This is a genomic window from Novosphingobium malaysiense, from assembly GCF_000802225.1.
Taxonomy (GTDB): domain Bacteria; phylum Pseudomonadota; class Alphaproteobacteria; order Sphingomonadales; family Sphingomonadaceae; genus Novosphingobium; species Novosphingobium malaysiense.
Genome location: NZ_JTDI01000003.1, coordinates 1,123,778 through 1,139,956, shown reverse-complemented (window position 1 = coordinate 1,139,956; position 16,179 = coordinate 1,123,778). Strand labels below are relative to the sequence as shown.

Genomic DNA, 16,179 nt, shown 5'->3' with positions numbered 1-16,179 from the left:
CACCCCGGGGGATAACACATTAAACCACGATTTTATCCCCAGATTCGCGGTTTTGCAGGCACATCGCGCTTGCCGCACGCCATGGCCGCGTTAGAGATATCTGTCCTGTATTCGGGATCGTAAGCATCCCAGGCCTACCAAGGGGGACCCGAGGCTGTCATGAAGGCCACAATCGAACGTTCCACGCTTCTGCGCTGTCTGTCCCACGTGCAGTCGGTTGTCGAACGGCGCAACACCATACCTATCCTTTCGAACGTTCTGATCGAGGCTTCCGCCGGCGGTGCTGTCAAGATCATGGCGACCGACCTCGATCTCCAGGTGATCGAGACGCTCGGCGCGGTTTCGGTTGATCAGCCGGGCGCGATCACCGTATCGGCGCACTTGCTGTTCGACATTGCCCGCAAGCTGCAGGAAGGCAGCCAGGTCAGCTTGGACGCGGCCGAAAACCGCATGATCGTGAAGGCCGGCCGTAGTCGCTTCACGTTGCCGACGCTGCCGCGCGACGACTTCCCGGTGATCGCGGAAGGCGAACTGCCGACCAGCTTCGAGATTCCCGCCGCCACGCTGGCGCAGATGATCGACCGCACGCGCTTCGCGATCTCGACCGAGGAAACGCGCTACTACCTCAACGGTATCTTCCTGCATGTCGCTGACGATGAGTTCAAGGCCGCGGCGACCGACGGCCACCGTCTCGCCCGCTTCACCATCAAGCGCCCAGATGGCGCCGAGGGCATGCCCGACGTGATCGTGCCGCGTAAGTGCGTGGCCGAACTGCGCAAGCTGCTTGAAGAGGCGCTCGACACCAACGTTCTGGTGGACCTTTCCGCCAGCAAGATCCGTTTCACGCTGGGCGGCGAAAATGGTGTCGTGCTCACCAGCAAGCTGATCGACGGCACTTTCCCGGACTACACCCGCGTGATCCCGACCGGCAACGACAAGCTGCTCAGGATCGATCCACGCAGCTTCTTCGAAGGTGTGGACCGCGTGGCGACGATCGCCACGGAAAAGACCCGCGCGGTGAAGATGGCGCTCGAGCCGGACCGCGTGACGCTTTCGGTCACGTCGCCCGACAACGGGACTGCCGCCGAAGAGGTCCCTGCGCAGTATCAGGCGGATGGCTTCGAGATCGGCTTCAACGCCAATTATCTCAAGGACATCCTCGGCCAGATCGAAGGCGACTCGGTGGAACTCCACCTTGCCGACGCCGGCGCGCCGACGCTGATCCGTCAGGACGACAAGAGCCCCGCGCTCTACGTGCTGATGCCGATGCGCGTGTAAGGGCTGCATCGCCGGGGACGAACCCGGCTAGCCTTGAACGGTAGCGTTCTTTTCTAAAGAGGCGTTGGCGATCCTGGTCAGGGCGTCGGTCGCCGGCGGCTAGTCCTTGCTGACCACGTCGATCATGTGTTCGACGGCGACGAACTTTTCGCGCGGCGACCCCTGTCGGGCATTGGCGACTTCCGCCTTGTCGATCTTCTGCCAGTCGGTGAACTTGACGTATTCGACGCCGCGCTTTTCGGCGAGTGCGTCGAAGCCGGGCCGTCCTGCCTTGCCTGCGCCATCGCCTATATCCTCGGCGATCTTCTCGATGACGGCGAAGCCGTCGGGACGGTTGGTGCCGATGGTGCCGGTTGGGCCGCGTCGGGCCCAGCCGACGCAATAGAGGCCCGGAGCGATACGCCCGTCTTCGTTCGCGAAGTGTCCGGCCCTGTCGTCATAGGGGACGTCGGGGATCTTGGATGTCTGGTAGCCGATGCAGGCGATCACCAGACCTGCCGGGATGCGATAGGTTTCGCCGGTGCCGACGGCCTTGCCATTTTCAAGCCGCGTACGCTCGATTTCCACTTCCTCGACCCGCTTGCTGCCGATGATGGCCCTGGGGGATGCGAAAAAGTCGAATTCGATGACGACGTCGCGATCCTCGCACGGTTCAGCCGCAGCGAAGGCGCGTAAATGGCCGACCGACTTGCGCTGGCCCGGGTCCAGGCCGGCATCTTCCGCCTCGTCGGGCAGGTCGGCCGCATCGACCCGTGGACTGGCCCGGGCGAGATGGCCGAGTTCGCCCAGTTCCTTGGGCGTCATTGCGATCTGGTGCGGACCACGGCGACCGAGAATGACGATACGCCGGATCTGCGAGGCGTCGAGCGCGGTGAGTGCATGCGCCACAATGTCGGATCCTTCGAATTCCTCCTGCGATTTGGCGAGGATGCGGGTCACGTCGAGAGCCACGTTTCCGTTGCCGATGACCACGGCCGTGTCATGGCTGAGAGCCGGGTCGAGGTCGGCAAAGTGCGGATGGCCGTTGTACCAGCCGACGAAGGACGCCGATCCGAAGACATTGGGCAGGTCTTCGCCGGGCAGGCCGAGCTTGCGGTCGTTGGGCGCACCCGTGGCGAGAACAACGGCGTCGTAGAGGTCCTGCAGTTCGGCAATGGAGATGTCCTTGCCGATGGTTACGTTGCCGACGAAACGGACATTTTCGCTGAGCGCCGTGTTTTCGTAACGGCGAGACACACCCTTGATCGACTGATGATCGGGAGCGACGCCGGTGCGGATCAGGCCGAACGGAACCGGGAGACTGTCGAAGATGTCGACGCGGACATCTTCTCCCCATTGCTTCAGGGCTGCTTCAGCAGTGTAGTAGCCGGCCGGTCCCGAACCGACGATTGCTATGTGCCGCACGAAAATGTCTCCCTTCAGCCGTTCTGGCTTCCTTCCGATGAAAGCCAAGCAAGCACGGGCGGGAGGGCTTAAGCAAGTGAAATCGCGAGAGTACGCCGCAACGATGAGTCCGGGGAAGCGCACGACTTTGCAGCAACCCATCAAGTGTCAATTCTGCACTTAACCGTTTTGAAATGGCCTTTCGTGCATGAGCGGCGCATGGCCAGAAAGGCGCTCCGACCCGAATCCGCATCCGCCCGTCCCGGGGGCAGGCCAGCGCATAACTTCCTGCTGGGCACCAAAAAGGCGGCCGCCGCCGGAAAGGGCAAGGCTTCGCCCAATGTCGCGCGAATATTGGCCGGGACGGCCAGTGACCCGCTGCACTTCTTTGTTCCCCCGGGCTGGGTTGCCATGGCGCCTTCGCTCTTGGGCATTTCCATATTGCTTGGGCTCTTGTCCGGAACACTGCCAGGCTTGGCAACCGGTGCAGTGCTGATCGGTGCATCGGCGACATGTCTTCTCGCGCCAGCTCTGTCGCGTTTGGAGGCAAGGTTGCACCACCGCGATTGGCGGCGCTACCTGCTGCTGCTCACCGTGATCAGCTGGCCGATGATCATTTTCGGGGCCGCGGCTGCACAATGGGCCACGCAAAGCACCCTGTTCCACTGGGGCATGACTATTCATGCCTACGTCTTTGTCATTCTGATTGCCACGGCCTTGCTGGAAGGGCGAACGACGTCCATCGTCGCTGCAACGATTTCGTTGTGGACTGGCGTGACCATCATCGACGGCTCGCAAACCTCTTTCCTGATGCTGGCCGCGGGCGCCCTGTTTGCTCTCTATCTGATCATCCGGCAGTCGCGTTTCGCTTCGGAGGAGGCGCAGCGGCGTGCTGAAAGCGAGCGAGAGCAACGCCGAGCCGAGGAACTGCTGAACGAATACGAGGAAACAGGGCAGGGTTGGTTCTGGGAAACCGACCGCCGTGGCAACATTACCTACGTCTCGCCGCGTATCGCCCATCTGCTCGGCAAGGTTCCGCAGGATTTCGAAGGAAAGCCGTTTACCAGCCTGTTTTCGCTCGAGGCGAACGCGCAGGAAAGCGAGCGAACGCTCCCGTTCCACTTGTCGACACGGTCGTCCTTCCAGGAACTTTCCGTTCGTGCGGCCACCGGAGAGAAGGATGAGCGCTGGTGGTCGATTTCCGGTCGGCCGATCATCGATCAATATAACAACTTCATGGGATTTCGCGGTTCCGGGACGGACCTTACCGAAACCCGGAAATCGCAGGAACACGTCACGCAGCTGGCGCGATTCGATTCGCTGACGCGGCTCGCGAACCGGTTCCAGATGTCCGAATGGCTGGAGAAAATCCTCAGTGCGCCTCGCGCCGAGAGCAGGGCGTGCGCCGTGTTCCTGCTGGATCTCGACCGCTTCAAGCAAGTGAACGACAGCATGGGCCACCCGGCCGGCGATGCCTTGCTCAAGCAGGTCGCCGAGCGCCTCACCACGACTGTTGCGGACATGGGCCGCGTGGGCCGTCTCGGTGGCGATGAGTTCCAGGTGATTCTGCCGGGCCACCAGCATCACGAAGGGCTTGGGCACATGGCCCGCCGGATCATCGAAAATCTTTCGCAACCCTACTCGATAGAGGGGGCTCGCGTGATCATAGGCGCGTCAATCGGCATTTCGATATGTCCTGATGACGGCACCACAAGTGAGGATCTGATCCGCAACGCCGACCTTGCCCTCTACGCGGCGAAAGGTCGCGGTCGTGGGCGGCACCACTTCTACGACGAGGACTTGCATTCCGACGCGAAGGAGCGACAGCAGCTCGAGGAAGACCTGCGTGATGCGATCGCCAGCGGCTCGCTCGAACTGCACTATCAGCCGCAGATACGCACAACGACCGAAAAGATTACCGGCTTTGAAGCCTTGTTGCGCTGGAAGCATCCCAAGCACGGCTACATTTCGCCGGCGAAATTCGTCCCGATCGCGGAGGAGACCGGACTGGTCGCGCAGATCGGCGAATGGGCATTGCGCACCGCATGCAGCGATCTGGCCGCCTGGCCCGACAGTGTACGCGTTGCCGTCAATGTCTCGCCGCTCCAGTTTGCCAATCCGGCGCTGCCCGCAATCGTGACCAGCGCCATTGCCGCCGCCGGGATCGAGCCGGCACGGCTGGAGCTCGAAATCACCGAGAGCGTGTTCCTTGGCGATGACAAGTCGACCGAGGCGATGTTCGCGGCTCTGAAGAACATCGGCGTGCGTCTGGCGCTCGATGACTTCGGCACCGGCTATTCATCTCTTGGCTATCTCAAGCGGGCGCCGTTCGACAAGATCAAGATCGACCAGAGCTTCGTGCGCGGCGCCACGGTCCAGGGCAGCCGCAATGGCGCCATCATTTCCTCCATCGTCAGCCTTGCTGAGGCTCTTGGGATGGAGACCACTGCCGAAGGCGTGGAAACGCTGGACGAACTGGACCTGGTTCGTACCCTGGGATGCAGCCACATCCAGGGATATATCTACGAAAAGCCGCTGAACACGAAAGCGGCCACCGCACGTCTTGCCGAAGGTCTCACAGCCGTGGCGAAGGGCCCCCGTTCGGCCCGTGCGCCCCGTCAGACGATGCTGCGCAAGGTCGTACTCGAGCATGGCAAGCATTCGTACCAGGGCACCATCCGTAACATCTCGCAGACCGGGGCGCTGATCGAGGGGCTCTGGAACGTGCCGGAGGGCACGCAGTTCGGCGTGCATCTGGCCGAAGGCTACGTCATGGTGGCGACGTCGCGCTGGTGCAAGGAGGACCGCATGGGCGTTCAGTTCGCCCAGTCTCTCGAACTCGACGGCACCGGGGCCGTGCTGTTTACACCGCCGAAGCCTGCGCGGGAGCCGGGGCAGCAGGCACGATTGCGGCGGTCTGCCTGAAAGGGGCTGCTGACAGGCTCGTAAAGCGCTGCTAACGGCGCTTTCATGACCGAACTCTCGCAGATCCGTAATTTCAGCATCATTGCCCACATCGACCACGGCAAGTCGACGCTCGCCGACCGGCTGATTCAGTTCACCGGCGGCCTCACCGAGCGCGAGATGTCCGCGCAAGTCCTTGATAACATGGACATCGAGAAAGAGCGCGGGATCACCATCAAGGCCCAGACGGTGCGCCTCAACTACACCGCCAAGGACGGCGTGACCTATGAGCTGAATCTCATGGACACCCCCGGCCACGTCGACTTCGCCTATGAAGTCAGCCGCAGCCTTGCTGCCTGCGAGGGCGCGCTGCTGGTGGTGGACGCGGCGCAGGGCGTGGAAGCGCAGACGCTCGCCAACGTCTACCAGTCGATCGAGCACGACCACGAGATCGTCCCCGTCATCAACAAGATCGACCTGCCCGCCGCCGAGCCCGAGAAGGTCAAGACCGAGATCGAGGACATCATCGGCATCGACGCCAGCGACGCGGTACTCACCAGCGCCAAGTCCGGCATCGGCATCGAGGAAGTGCTCGAAGCCATCGTCGCGCGCATCCCGCCGCCGACCGGCGAGCGCGACGCCCCGCTCAAGGCCATGCTCGTCGACTCGTGGTACGACCCCTACCTCGGCGTGGTCATCCTCGTGCGCGTCTACGACGGCGTCATCAAGAAGGGCCTCAACGTCAAGTTCATGCAGGGCGGCACCGAGCACCTGGTCGACCGCGTCGGCTGCATGAACCCCAAGCGCATCGACCTGCCGGAGATCGGCCCGGGCGAGATCGGCTTCATCACCGCGCAGATCAAGGAAGTGGAGCAGGCCAAGGTCGGCGACACCATCACCACCGTGAAGAACGGCGCGCCCAAGGCGCTGCCGGGCTACAAGGAAGTGCAGTCCGTGGTGTTCTGCGGCCTCTTCCCGGTCGACGCGGCGGACTTCGAGAAGCTGCGCGAATCCATCGGCAAGCTGCGCCTCAACGACGCCAGCTTCACCTACGAGATGGAAACCAGCGCCGCGCTCGGCTTCGGCTTCCGCTGCGGCTTCCTGGGCCTGCTGCACCTGGAGATCATCCAGGAACGCCTCAGCCGCGAATACGACCTCGACCTCATCACCACCGCGCCCTCGGTCGTCTACCGCATCCAGCTCTCCAAATCGAAGACCGAGGAAGCAGCGACCATCGAACTGCACAACCCGGCCGACTACCCCGATCCCAACCGGATCGAGGAAATCGAGGAGCCGTGGATCAAGGCGGTGATCTACACCCCCGACGAATACCTCGGCCCCATCCTCAAGCTGTGCCAGGACCGGCGCGGCATCCAGAAGGACCTCACTTACGTCGGCGGCCGCGCGCAGGTGACCTACGAACTGCCGCTCAACGAAGTGGTGTTCGACTTCTACGACCGCCTCAAGTCGATCAGCCGCGGCTATGCCAGCTTCGACTACGAGCAGATCGGCCTGCGACCCGGCGACCTCGTGAAGATGAACATCCTTGTCAACAACGAGCCGGTCGACGCGCTCTCGATGATCGTCCACCGCTCGGTCGCCGAGGAACGCGGCCGCGGCATGTGCGAGCGCCTGAAAGACCTCATCCCGCGCCACCTGTTCAAGATCCCGATCCAGGCCGCGATCGGCGGCAAGGTGATCGCCCGCGAAACCATCTCCGCCATGCGCAAGGACGTGACCGCCAAGTGCTACGGCGGCGACATCACCCGCAAGAAGAAGCTCCTCGAAAAGCAGAAGAAGGGCAAGGCGAGGATGCGCGAATACGGCAACGTGAGCATCCCGCAGGAGGCTTTCATCGCGGCGCTGAGGATGGGGGAGGAGTGAAGGCGCCCAGGTGACGTTTGCTTAGCAAACGGTAGCCTGGAAGCCGGTGCGCGCAGCGCATCACCCGACCCGGCCGGCCTCGCCGCAGGTGAGGTTCGACGTCATGGCTCTGCCATGATGGCGGAGGTCCGCAAGCAACGTTGGTATGCGCAAAATCCTCCCCGCGAGCGGGGAGGGGGACCATTTCCGCTCATCCTGAGCCTGTCGAAGGAAGGATGGTGGAGGGGCACAGGCGGCAAGACGCAAAGGTGATGAAAAAGATGCGAGGGCCATCGCCCTCGCGCTCCCCGTAATGTCTGCTGCGCGCGTGCTTTCACTTTCCTGCTAACGCCTCGCAGCCGAAAACAATCTTAACATTCTAAAGCATGGATTCCGCCTCTGGCGTCTCTTCGCTATGATAGGACGTGGAAAAATCGCCAAATCATGCTGTTAGCGGGAGCGCGCGAAGGAGCTTATGAAAGCATCCAGCGTCTCTGGCGGCTTTCTTCCGGCTCAAGACGCCTACGCAATCCGGCAATGCTATAGGCAAGCGCGGGTTCGCAGGCTTGCGAGATGTTAATTTCAGGCTCGTGCGCTTCTCCGAGATATTCGCTGTTTGTTGAGACGCTCGTTGGACAAGCAAATTAGCCATTGGAATGTGTCGGGAAAAGCTGATCACATTGTTATTGCGTTTATTGATTATCGTTCTTCGTAATTTTAATTTTATTAAAGGATTTGAACATATGGCGTGGACGATGGCACCAGACGGCTCATATGTGGGCGGTTCTACTTGGACAATGGCTCCTGATGGTACGTATGTTGGTGGAAAGTCATGGACAATGGCTCCTGATGGTACGTACGTCGGCGGAAGTAAATGGACGATGGCCCCGGACGGTACATACGTCGGCGGAAGTACATGGACGATGGCGCCTGATGGAACTTACGTCGGTGGAACGGCCTGGACCATGACCCCAAGTGGAAGCTACGTTGGGAACGGTCAGTAAGGTTGTTGCCGAATACTAACATCGCTCTCGATGGTCGTGCTCTGCTTGATTTGCCTAAACGTGAGTTTTATAATAAATAATAGAACCTACTGGGACAGATAAAGGAGGGGAAAATGACCGGTAGAGCTGAAAGGCGATTTAAATATTCCTTCCACTTGGCGACCAGTTCTACGAATAATTTAGAAGATTTTCTAACGGAAAACGCTAGAAAGAAGTCTCATTCAATCCCGCTAAGGGGTCCACTTACATACGATTGCCAGTTGCGATATATCTCGCTTGCGCCCACTGCTCCAGCTTGGGCTAACAAGCTTGATGAGTTTTTCGCTGTAGATGGGAAAATCAAGACGGCAGGCTCGGCGGGCGCGATCCTACTTAAGGCCAAGGGGCGTATATTAGCTTGTACATTCGGATATGGGCATTCGCTTCTAGATGGAAATAAGCGTGAAAGTGACTTTGGCTTACTCGTAGCAGCAAACTCGTTGTCTGAGGGCAACGTAAAACTTGTCGAGAAGGCCAATCTTGGGAGTGTTATAAGAGACGCTACTCAGGCCGCTGGAATTACGCGTCTTCAAGAATTTAATGTGGATCGAGCATTAAGCCTTGTTCGGAAACTCAGTGGTCGAGACAAACAAGGCAAGGGAACGATAAGTGGTTCGAGTTCAGTTACTATAACTTCAGAATTCGATATTGATGAGTTGAACAAAGTTGCATCGGCTTTGGTTGAGCTCTACGAAGATGATTCATACAGAAAAACTGCATTTGTCATATTAGACAAAATTCGCCCTGTGCTAGACGCAATTTTAGTAGGCAATCTTGATGGAGAGCTTCTAAAAGATTTGAATTCCGACAAGCCGCGTTTTGAACTAGGTGCTCCGGAGATTAGCACTGAACCAGTAGGCTTTATGACGCTGCCTGGTAGTGGAAAAAGGCTTCAGCTGCCAGATGTTACACTTACAAAGTACAAAGAGGTAGTGGGGTCGTTCGGTTCAGTTGATGATCTAATTAAATGCCGCGTTGCAAGTTTTGATGTTGATGGGAAGTACAAGCTTGCGGAGTGGTCAGTCTATCGTGGTCTTGTTGGATCGCTGGAATTCCAAAATGCTCGGTATGCTCTCAACGAAGGGCGGTGGTATCGAATTGATCAAGCGCTAGTTGCGTCCGCAAATGCTTCGTTTGAGGCGGCGTCGCGAGGCCTTGATAAAGCCTTTTTACCTTGGCCTGTTGTGACGGGAGGTAAGAAAAAGAAAACGCCGGTATATGAAGTTGAAGAGGATTATAACAAGCGCGTAGTCAAAAGTGACTCTAAGCGATATGTACTTATGGATCAAAAATTTGTTGGAATACCAAACACCCCAGGGCCTGGTATTGAGGTGTGTGACTTAATTGACGTCAAAGAAAAGCGATTAATACACGTAAAGAAAAGTGGGCGAAGGTCTAGTGTCATTAGTCACTTCCTCATGCAGGGTATGAATTCGGCAAAACTCACAAGGCTTTATGACGCTGTACGTAGGGGGTTTGCGCAACACTTAGCTGCAGCGCTCGGCCAGAAAACTACCGACGCCATTCTTTCAGACTTTCCTGCAAATTGGACAGTGGAGTTCAAATTCGGCGACGTTCCGATTGCTGGCTCCTTAAATTACACAATTCCATTCTTCTCTCGGGTTACGCTAGATGAGGTAAAGCGTGAGGTGGAGGCGTTGGGCTTTAAAGCCGTCGAAGTTTCTTTTATTAAGTTGTCCAGCCCGCCTTTATAAAAAATAGTTCCTAATATTGACGAGATTTTATGTTTTCGTTTTGCTTAATGATTTTGAAATGGTGCTTAAAGTTGGATTGATTTGCCATTTTTATTGGATCGTGTCTCGTTGGTTCTACGCAGATTGAATGCGTCGCTTCGGGGGCGATGAAATTGGTTGCGCCGACAGTGCCGGCAGTAAGGGGAGCGCGAGGGTCGTGACCCTCGCATCTTTCTCCTTTTCCTCTTTTCGACCTTTGCGCTGTGGGGCGATCACCCCTCCACCATCCGCTGCGCGGCCGGTCCCCCTCCCCGAGCAAGCTCGGGGAGGAATGGGGCGCTCAGTATTCGCTGTCGTCCTCTTCCTCATCGTCGTCCGGGGCGGGGAGGGCGCGGGGGCGTTTGCTGTCGGCTTCGTTGCTCTTCCTGTAGGCTTCCCACAGGCGGCGGGTTCTCGGGCTCATGCCGGCCTTCTGGCGTTCGCCCATCTTTTCGATCTTGGCGTTGATGCTGTCGATGATCTTGTCCGAGCTCTGTCGCTGTTCGGCCAGGCGTTCCTCTTCCCATTCGCGCTGCCATTCCTTCTTGAGCCGGTCGAGGCTGGACCGGGTGGCGGCGTCGAGGTTGTGCAGGCTGTCGGCGGCGAAGCGGTGGGGGGCGCGGTTGCGCAGGAGGAACATCAGCAGGCTGTCGTTATAGACGCGGCGAGTGCCGACGAGCTTTCCGTAGGAGTACACCGGCACTTCCACGCCGTGGATGGCGCGTTCCATGGCGATGTCTTCCAGCCGCTGCACGCCGAGCGCGAGGGCGGCTTCCCAGGCCTTGCGGAAGCTCTTGCCCTGCGGGTGGCGGCGCAGGAGGTAGGCGCCTTCGGGCGTCATGTTGACGGCATGGGCGGCGGCGCGGACCGAGCCGGTGTCGGCGAGCGCCTCTATGAAGCCGGTCTGCCGCTGCGGCGTCCATCCGTCGTGCCGCTCGCGCAGGCGGGGGACCGGGGTGAAGCCGGCGAGGGCCTTGAGGCGGGCGGTCTTGCGGCGGGGTTTTCGCGGGCTGCCCTGGGCAGCGAGGCGGGGGCGGGACTTGTCGATCATCGCGCGCATCTCCGGAGTCTGGGGGGAAGGGCGGGCGATTGTGCCTCAGGCGCGGGGCTGTAGGACAGCGCGAAACGGCGCATTTCCGTCTTTCTGGCTGGCCCGCGGCTTCGAATACGGAGTAATCCCCGTGACATTTTTGTAATCGAGGGGGTGCCGCGTATGGTTAACTCGTCTATCTATCGTTAGGTATACGAGTGGAGCGGAAGCAAACATGGGGCAGCGTGGCGGCGCGCTGGGGCGCGATGTCGGTTGAAGACGAAGCGGCAGGCGAGCAGCCGGGCGATCCGTCGCGGATACCCGATTCGACCTTGCGGCTGCTGGAGGCCTTTCCGGGGCTGACCGCCAAGCAGCACGAGGTGCTGCGCTTCGTCGCGGAAAATCGCACCAGCAAGGAGATCGCCTGGGAGCTGGGCATTTCCGAAAGCGCGGTGAACCAGCGGATCGAGGGCGTGCGTTCGCGCACCGGCTCTCCGCCGCGGGCCGAGCTGGCGCGCGCCTATCGTCTCTACCAGCAGGACGGCGCCGCGGACGAGGATGCGGCCGGCGATGCGACCTGTAAGCCTCTACCAGGCAAGATTCCTCAGGTTCCGGCCGGGACCGGTGCAGGGCAACCGTGGCCTCGGGACGACAGGGCCCGCACTCGCTCGCCGATCGATGCAGCGACCTATGGGTTCGCGGCATCGTGGCAGCGGGAGCGCGAGGGCCGGGTCGTCCCGGAGGTGCTCGACGGCGCCCATGCCGGGCTCAGCCGCACCGCCGCGATGATCGCCATTGCCGTGGGAATTCTCCTTGCGGGGCTGGTCGGTCTGTCGGTGGTGGAGACGCTGAGCAACCTGATCTGACCGGCTGGGCACGGACCTCCTGACATGCTTGTTTCGGGCACATCGACCGGGCCGATGCTGCTGAGGGAGGGACCTCATGACGATGACGATCACCGCTGCCACGGCGCGCATCACGCGCCAGCTTCCCGAAGCCGAGCTCTCGCTCGACACCGCGCTGCTGGCCTCGGCCCGGCTGATGGAGACGATGCTGCTGGCCCGGCAGGGCGAGGGGGTGGAGACCTTCACCGGCCAGGCCGCGCTGCTGCGCCTCGCCCGCTCGCAGCGCTCGCTGCTGGAAAGCCAGAACGACATGATCCGCGTGCACCGCGAACTGCTGCGCACCGGGCGCGAGGTGAAGGCGATCGACGACGAGACCGGAAGCTGCCCGAACCAGGCCTCGCTCGGCGACGCGGCCCCGATGCGCCGCAGCGCCTGATCCGCGGCCTGCCGGCCGGGCGCGCGCGGCATCGCGCCCCGCCGCGGTCGGCAGGCGCAGGGTCGGCCCGGGGGAGGACCCTCCCGGAAAGAATCGCTCGGGGGAGCAACGCAAAGGGGCGGGGCGCGCGGGATGCTTGATGCGTTGTGGTATCACAAGGCCAACATGCAGCACGTCTACTTCGTGCTGCTGTTCCTGGCCGCGCTGTGGAAGGGCGCCGCCCCCGAGCGCATCCTGGCCACCACGCTCGCCGGCGCGATGGCGCTGCATCTCCTCGCGCACCTGGTGTTGGCCAGCGCGATGCTGTGGCGCCAGGCGGACCTGGTCCACCTCGCGCTCGACAGCATGGTTTTCGCGGTAGTCATCCCGGTGGCGCTGCGGGCCAACCGGGTCTACCCGCTGTGGCTCGGCGCCGCGCAGATCATCGCTATGATGGCGCACGCCTACCGGCTCTCGCTCACCGAGATCAACCGCTTCGCCTACGACATGATGTCGATGATCCCCTCGTACATCCAGCTCGTGGCGCTGACGCTGGGGCTGGCCTGGCACGCGGCGCGCCGCAGGCGGATCGGCGACTATCCCTCGTGGAGCAGCGCCTTCGCACCTCCCGCGCAAGCCGGACGCCTGCCCCAGCGCTGACGCTTCCGCGGGACGAGCGCCCGGCGTCCCCATCGCACGGCGTACGCGGCATTTTTTGCGATTTGTGCACCTGCACACATTTGACATCGGCGAGCCAAAGCGAAACTGTCTCACCCGCAGCCTGTAGCCCGGCGAGCACTGTCACGGGCGGCATGATGGAGAGTTGCGCTTGAGCGAGATCGTCACCGTTTCCACCCGTCCCTTCGAAGGCCAGGCACCCGGCACGTCCGGCCTGCGCAAGAAGGTGAAGGTCTTCCAGCAGCCGAACTATGCGGAGAACTTCATCCAGTCGGTGTTCGACGTGGTATCGCCCGATCCGGGCGCGGTACTGGTAATCGGCGGGGACGGGCGCTTTCACAACCGCACGGTGATCCAGGAAGCGATCCGCATGGCCGCCGCCAACGGCTACGGCAAGGTGCTGGTCGGCAGGGGCGGCATCCTTTCCACCCCGGCAGCGAGCCACGTGATCCGCAAGTACAAGGCGAGCGGCGGCCTCGTGCTTTCGGCCAGCCATAATCCCGGCGGCCCGGAAGAGGACTTCGGCATCAAGTACAACATCGCCAACGGCGGTCCGGCGCCCGAGAGCGTGACTGGCGCGATCCATGCGCGAACGCAGGTGATCGACCGCTGGCTGACGGTTCCGGGCGAGGACATCGATCTGGAAACCCCGGGCGAGTACCGGGTCGGCGGCATGACGGTGTCGGTCATCGATCCGGTGGCCGACTACGCCGACCTGATGGAAACCCTGTTCGACTTCGATGCGATCCGTTCCGCAGTGAAGGGGGGCTTCACCATGCGGTTCGATGCGATGAGCGCGGTCACCGGGCCCTATGCCCACGAAATCCTTGAGAACCGCCTCGGGTTCGCGCGGGATACCGTGGTCAACGGCACCCCGCTTGAGGATTTCGGCGGGCACCACCCGGATCCCAACCTGATCCATGCCGAGCAGCTCTATCTGGCGATGATGGCCCCCGATGCGCCTGACCTGGGCGCCGCGTCGGACGGCGACGGCGACCGCAACCTGATCATCGGCCGGGGGCGTTTCATCACGCCGTCGGACTCGCTGGCGATGCTGGCGGCCAACATCGAATGCGCGCCGGGCTACAAGGGCCGGCTTGCCGGCATCGCCCGGTCCATGCCGACCAGCGCCGCTGCCGACCGCGTGGCCGAGGCTCTGGGGGTACCGTGTTTCGAGACCCCGACGGGCTGGAAGTTCTTCGGCAACCTGCTCGACGCCGGCAAGGTGACGATATGCGGCGAGGAAAGCGCCGGAACCGGATCGGACCACGTGCGCGAAAAGGACGGCCTCTGGGCGGTGCTGCTCTGGCTCAACATCCTCGCGGTCCGCAAGATCAGCGTCGATGAACTGGCGCGCGAGCATTGGGCCCGTTTCGGCCGCAACTACTACGCCCGCCACGACTACGAAGGCGTGGACAAGGCCGGCGCCGATGCGCTGATGGATGGACTCAAGGCGCAGCTCGCGTCGTTGCCGGGCCAGTCCTTCGGTCCGCTGACGGTGAGTGTCGCGGACAGCTTTTCCTACACCGATCCGGTCGACGGTTCGGTCAGCGCCAACCAGGGCATCCGTGTTCTGTTCGAGGGCGGCAGCCGCGTGGTCTTTCGCCTTTCCGGCACCGGCACGCACGGCGCGACGCTGCGCGTCTACCTGGAGAACTACACCGGTCCCGATGGCAACCTCGGCGCCGAGACCGGGGACATGCTGGCCCCGCAGATTGCTGCGGCCGAAGCCATTGCCGGGATCGAAAGACACACCGGGCGCACCAAACCCGACGTCATTACCTGATCGTCCAGCCGACGCCGCCGGCAGCTTCCGCGGTCACGGGATCTCGCCAATGGACAATTGAAGCCGTTGGAGAGAGACTGCGCGCCATGGAGGGGCGCAGCCAGTGAACATTCGTAGCCGCTTGTCCCGGCTCTACGACGGCGACACCGTGGTCTCCCGTCGGTACGGCTATTTCCTGCTGGGCTTCGATGCCGCGATGGTCCTCTATGTGATCGTCTCGTCGTTCTTCGTCGGATCGCTGGCGATCGAGATCATCGACCTCGTGCTCGGGGTGTTCATCGCATTCGATTACATTGCGCGGGTCATCGTCAGTCGCAAGCGGTTGCGAACCGCCTTCGGATTCTGGGGGCTGGCGGACCTGGTCGTTATCCTGTCGTTGCTGGCGCCGATCGCCGGCGAGGGGTTCGCGTTCCTGCGCGTGGTGCGCACGTTCCGGCTGCTGCGTTCCTATCATCTCCTGCGGCAGCTGCGGAACGACTTTGCCTATTTCCGCCGCAACGAGGCGACGGTGTTCGCGGTGATCAACCTGGGGCTGTTCATCTTCGTGACCACCGCCCTGGTGTTCGAGACGCAGCACGGCGTGAACCCGGATATCCAGGACTATGCGGACGCGCTCTATTTCACCGTGACGACGCTCACCACCACCGGCTTCGGGGATATCACCTTGCCGGGGCCGAGCGGCAGGCTGCTATCGGTCGTGATCATGATTTTCGGGGTGTCGCTGTTCGTGCGCCTGATCCAGGTGCTGTTCCGCCCGCCCAAGCTGGAATACGAATGTCCGGAATGCGGCCTGTTCCTGCACGAAGCCGATGCCGTCCACTGCAAGCATTGCGGCCATGTGCTGCATATCCGGAGCGAGGGCACCTACTAGCGACGGCCGCCGGGAAGGGCCGCGTCCGGACAGCCGGCAAGGCTTGGGCAAATGACTTCTGGAAATATGCGCCAGTTAGCTTACGCTGGTAGGATCGCACGATTGCGCCAGCGCAATGTGCCACGGTTCACCGCACGGCGCGCTCGGATTACCCGTACAACCGACAGGGGTGCCGGAAGTGTTCATGTGCAGGCAAGGATGCCGGGAACACTCAGGGCGCCCATTCCGTCCAGGCGGGGCTTTTGTGCCGTCCGTCCCACACAGCGAGATGAAGAAAGTTTCGACAGCCGGACACGCCATCACGGGGGCGGCCCGCTTACAGGCCGCGGATTTGCAAGGCCGGCTGATGC

General features: G+C 61.5%; 11 protein-coding genes and 1 pseudogene. 9 read left to right on the top strand and 3 right to left on the bottom strand.

Annotated features, from left to right (window positions below; translation table 11 throughout):
- Window positions 1–159 precede the first annotated feature (159 nt).
- A complete protein-coding gene (gene dnaN, locus LK12_RS13305) occupies window positions 160–1,278 on the top strand; it encodes a DNA polymerase III subunit beta (protein WP_039284501.1) in 1,119 nt (372 codons plus the stop codon).
- Between the two features lie 99 nt (window positions 1,279–1,377).
- Here the strand turns inward: dnaN and LK12_RS13300 are convergent, their stop codons facing one another.
- Window positions 1,378–2,682 carry an FAD-dependent oxidoreductase gene (locus LK12_RS13300; RefSeq protein ID WP_039285333.1) on the bottom strand — a complete coding sequence of 435 codons (1,305 nt, stop codon included), beginning with the start codon at window positions 2,680–2,682 and terminating at the stop codon, window positions 1,378–1,380.
- Window positions 2,683–2,880: 198 nt separating this feature from the next.
- Here LK12_RS13300 and LK12_RS13295 point away from each other — a divergent pair, with 198 nt between their 5' ends.
- Window positions 2,881–5,586, top strand: coding sequence for an EAL domain-containing protein (locus LK12_RS13295; protein ID WP_039284499.1), 2,706 nt, complete (start codon window positions 2,881–2,883; stop codon window positions 5,584–5,586).
- 45 nt (window positions 5,587–5,631) lie between these two features.
- On the top strand, window positions 5,632–7,449 hold the full coding sequence (lepA, locus tag LK12_RS13290; protein WP_039284497.1) for a translation elongation factor 4: 1,818 nt from the start codon (window positions 5,632–5,634) through the stop codon (window positions 7,447–7,449).
- Window positions 7,450–7,901: 452 nt separating this feature from the next.
- Here the strand turns inward: lepA and LK12_RS25370 are convergent.
- Window positions 7,902–8,051 (bottom strand): annotated as a pseudogene (locus LK12_RS25370) (hypothetical protein); the annotation flags it as partial.
- Window positions 8,052–8,545: 494 nt separating this feature from the next.
- On the opposite strand from LK12_RS25370, the gene LK12_RS24245 reads away from it, so the two are divergent.
- On the top strand, window positions 8,546–10,186 hold the full coding sequence (locus tag LK12_RS24245; RefSeq protein ID WP_082010485.1) for a DUF6119 family protein: 1,641 nt from the start codon (window positions 8,546–8,548) through the stop codon (window positions 10,184–10,186).
- Window positions 10,187–10,505: 319 nt separating this feature from the next.
- On the opposite strand, the gene LK12_RS13280 is transcribed toward LK12_RS24245, so the two are convergent.
- Window positions 10,506–11,255: a hypothetical protein gene (locus LK12_RS13280; RefSeq protein WP_052223381.1), complete on the bottom strand. Its 750-nt coding sequence runs from the start codon at window positions 11,253–11,255 to the stop codon at window positions 10,506–10,508.
- Between the two features lie 197 nt (window positions 11,256–11,452).
- On the opposite strand from LK12_RS13280, the gene LK12_RS13275 reads away from it, so the two are divergent.
- From LK12_RS13275 to LK12_RS13255, 5 genes are all read left to right on the top strand, one after another.
- Complete coding sequence (locus LK12_RS13275; RefSeq protein WP_231568343.1) at window positions 11,453–12,100, top strand: helix-turn-helix transcriptional regulator; 648 nt, start codon at window positions 11,453–11,455, stop codon at window positions 12,098–12,100.
- A gap of 76 nt (window positions 12,101–12,176) precedes the next feature.
- Complete coding sequence (locus LK12_RS13270) at window positions 12,177–12,515, top strand: hypothetical protein (protein ID WP_039284492.1); 339 nt, start codon at window positions 12,177–12,179, stop codon at window positions 12,513–12,515.
- Between the two features lie 132 nt (window positions 12,516–12,647).
- Window positions 12,648–13,154 carry a hypothetical protein gene (locus LK12_RS13265; protein WP_039284490.1) on the top strand — a complete coding sequence of 169 codons (507 nt, stop codon included), beginning with the start codon at window positions 12,648–12,650 and terminating at the stop codon, window positions 13,152–13,154.
- A gap of 169 nt (window positions 13,155–13,323) precedes the next feature.
- Entirely contained in the window at window positions 13,324–14,958 is a 1,635-nt protein-coding gene (locus LK12_RS13260) for an alpha-D-glucose phosphate-specific phosphoglucomutase (RefSeq protein WP_039284487.1), read from the top strand.
- A 103-nt stretch (window positions 14,959–15,061) separates the two neighbouring features.
- Window positions 15,062–15,829 carry an ion channel gene (locus tag LK12_RS13255; protein ID WP_197063525.1) on the top strand — a complete coding sequence of 256 codons (768 nt, stop codon included), beginning with the start codon at window positions 15,062–15,064 and terminating at the stop codon, window positions 15,827–15,829.
- The last annotated feature ends 350 nt before the right edge of the window (window positions 15,830–16,179 follow it).

What these genes read in the sequence shown, in the direction of transcription:
- LK12_RS13295 (WP_039284499.1), top strand. Translation starts at nt 2,881, where the DNA reads ATGGCCAGAAAGGCGCTCCGACCCGAATCCGCATCCGCCCGTCCCGGG.
- dnaN (WP_039284501.1), top strand. Translation starts at nt 160, where the DNA reads ATGAAGGCCACAATCGAACGTTCCACGCTTCTGCGCTGTCTGTCCCAC.
- LK12_RS24245 (WP_082010485.1), top strand. Translation starts at nt 8,546, where the DNA reads ATGACCGGTAGAGCTGAAAGGCGATTTAAATATTCCTTCCACTTGGCG.
- LK12_RS13265 (WP_039284490.1), top strand. Translation starts at nt 12,648, where the DNA reads ATGCTTGATGCGTTGTGGTATCACAAGGCCAACATGCAGCACGTCTAC.
- LK12_RS13270 (WP_039284492.1), top strand. Translation starts at nt 12,177, where the DNA reads ATGACGATGACGATCACCGCTGCCACGGCGCGCATCACGCGCCAGCTT.
- LK12_RS13280 (WP_052223381.1), bottom strand. Translation starts at nt 11,255, where the DNA reads ATGATCGACAAGTCCCGCCCCCGCCTCGCTGCCCAGGGCAGCCCGCGA.
- lepA (WP_039284497.1), top strand. Translation starts at nt 5,632, where the DNA reads ATGACCGAACTCTCGCAGATCCGTAATTTCAGCATCATTGCCCACATC.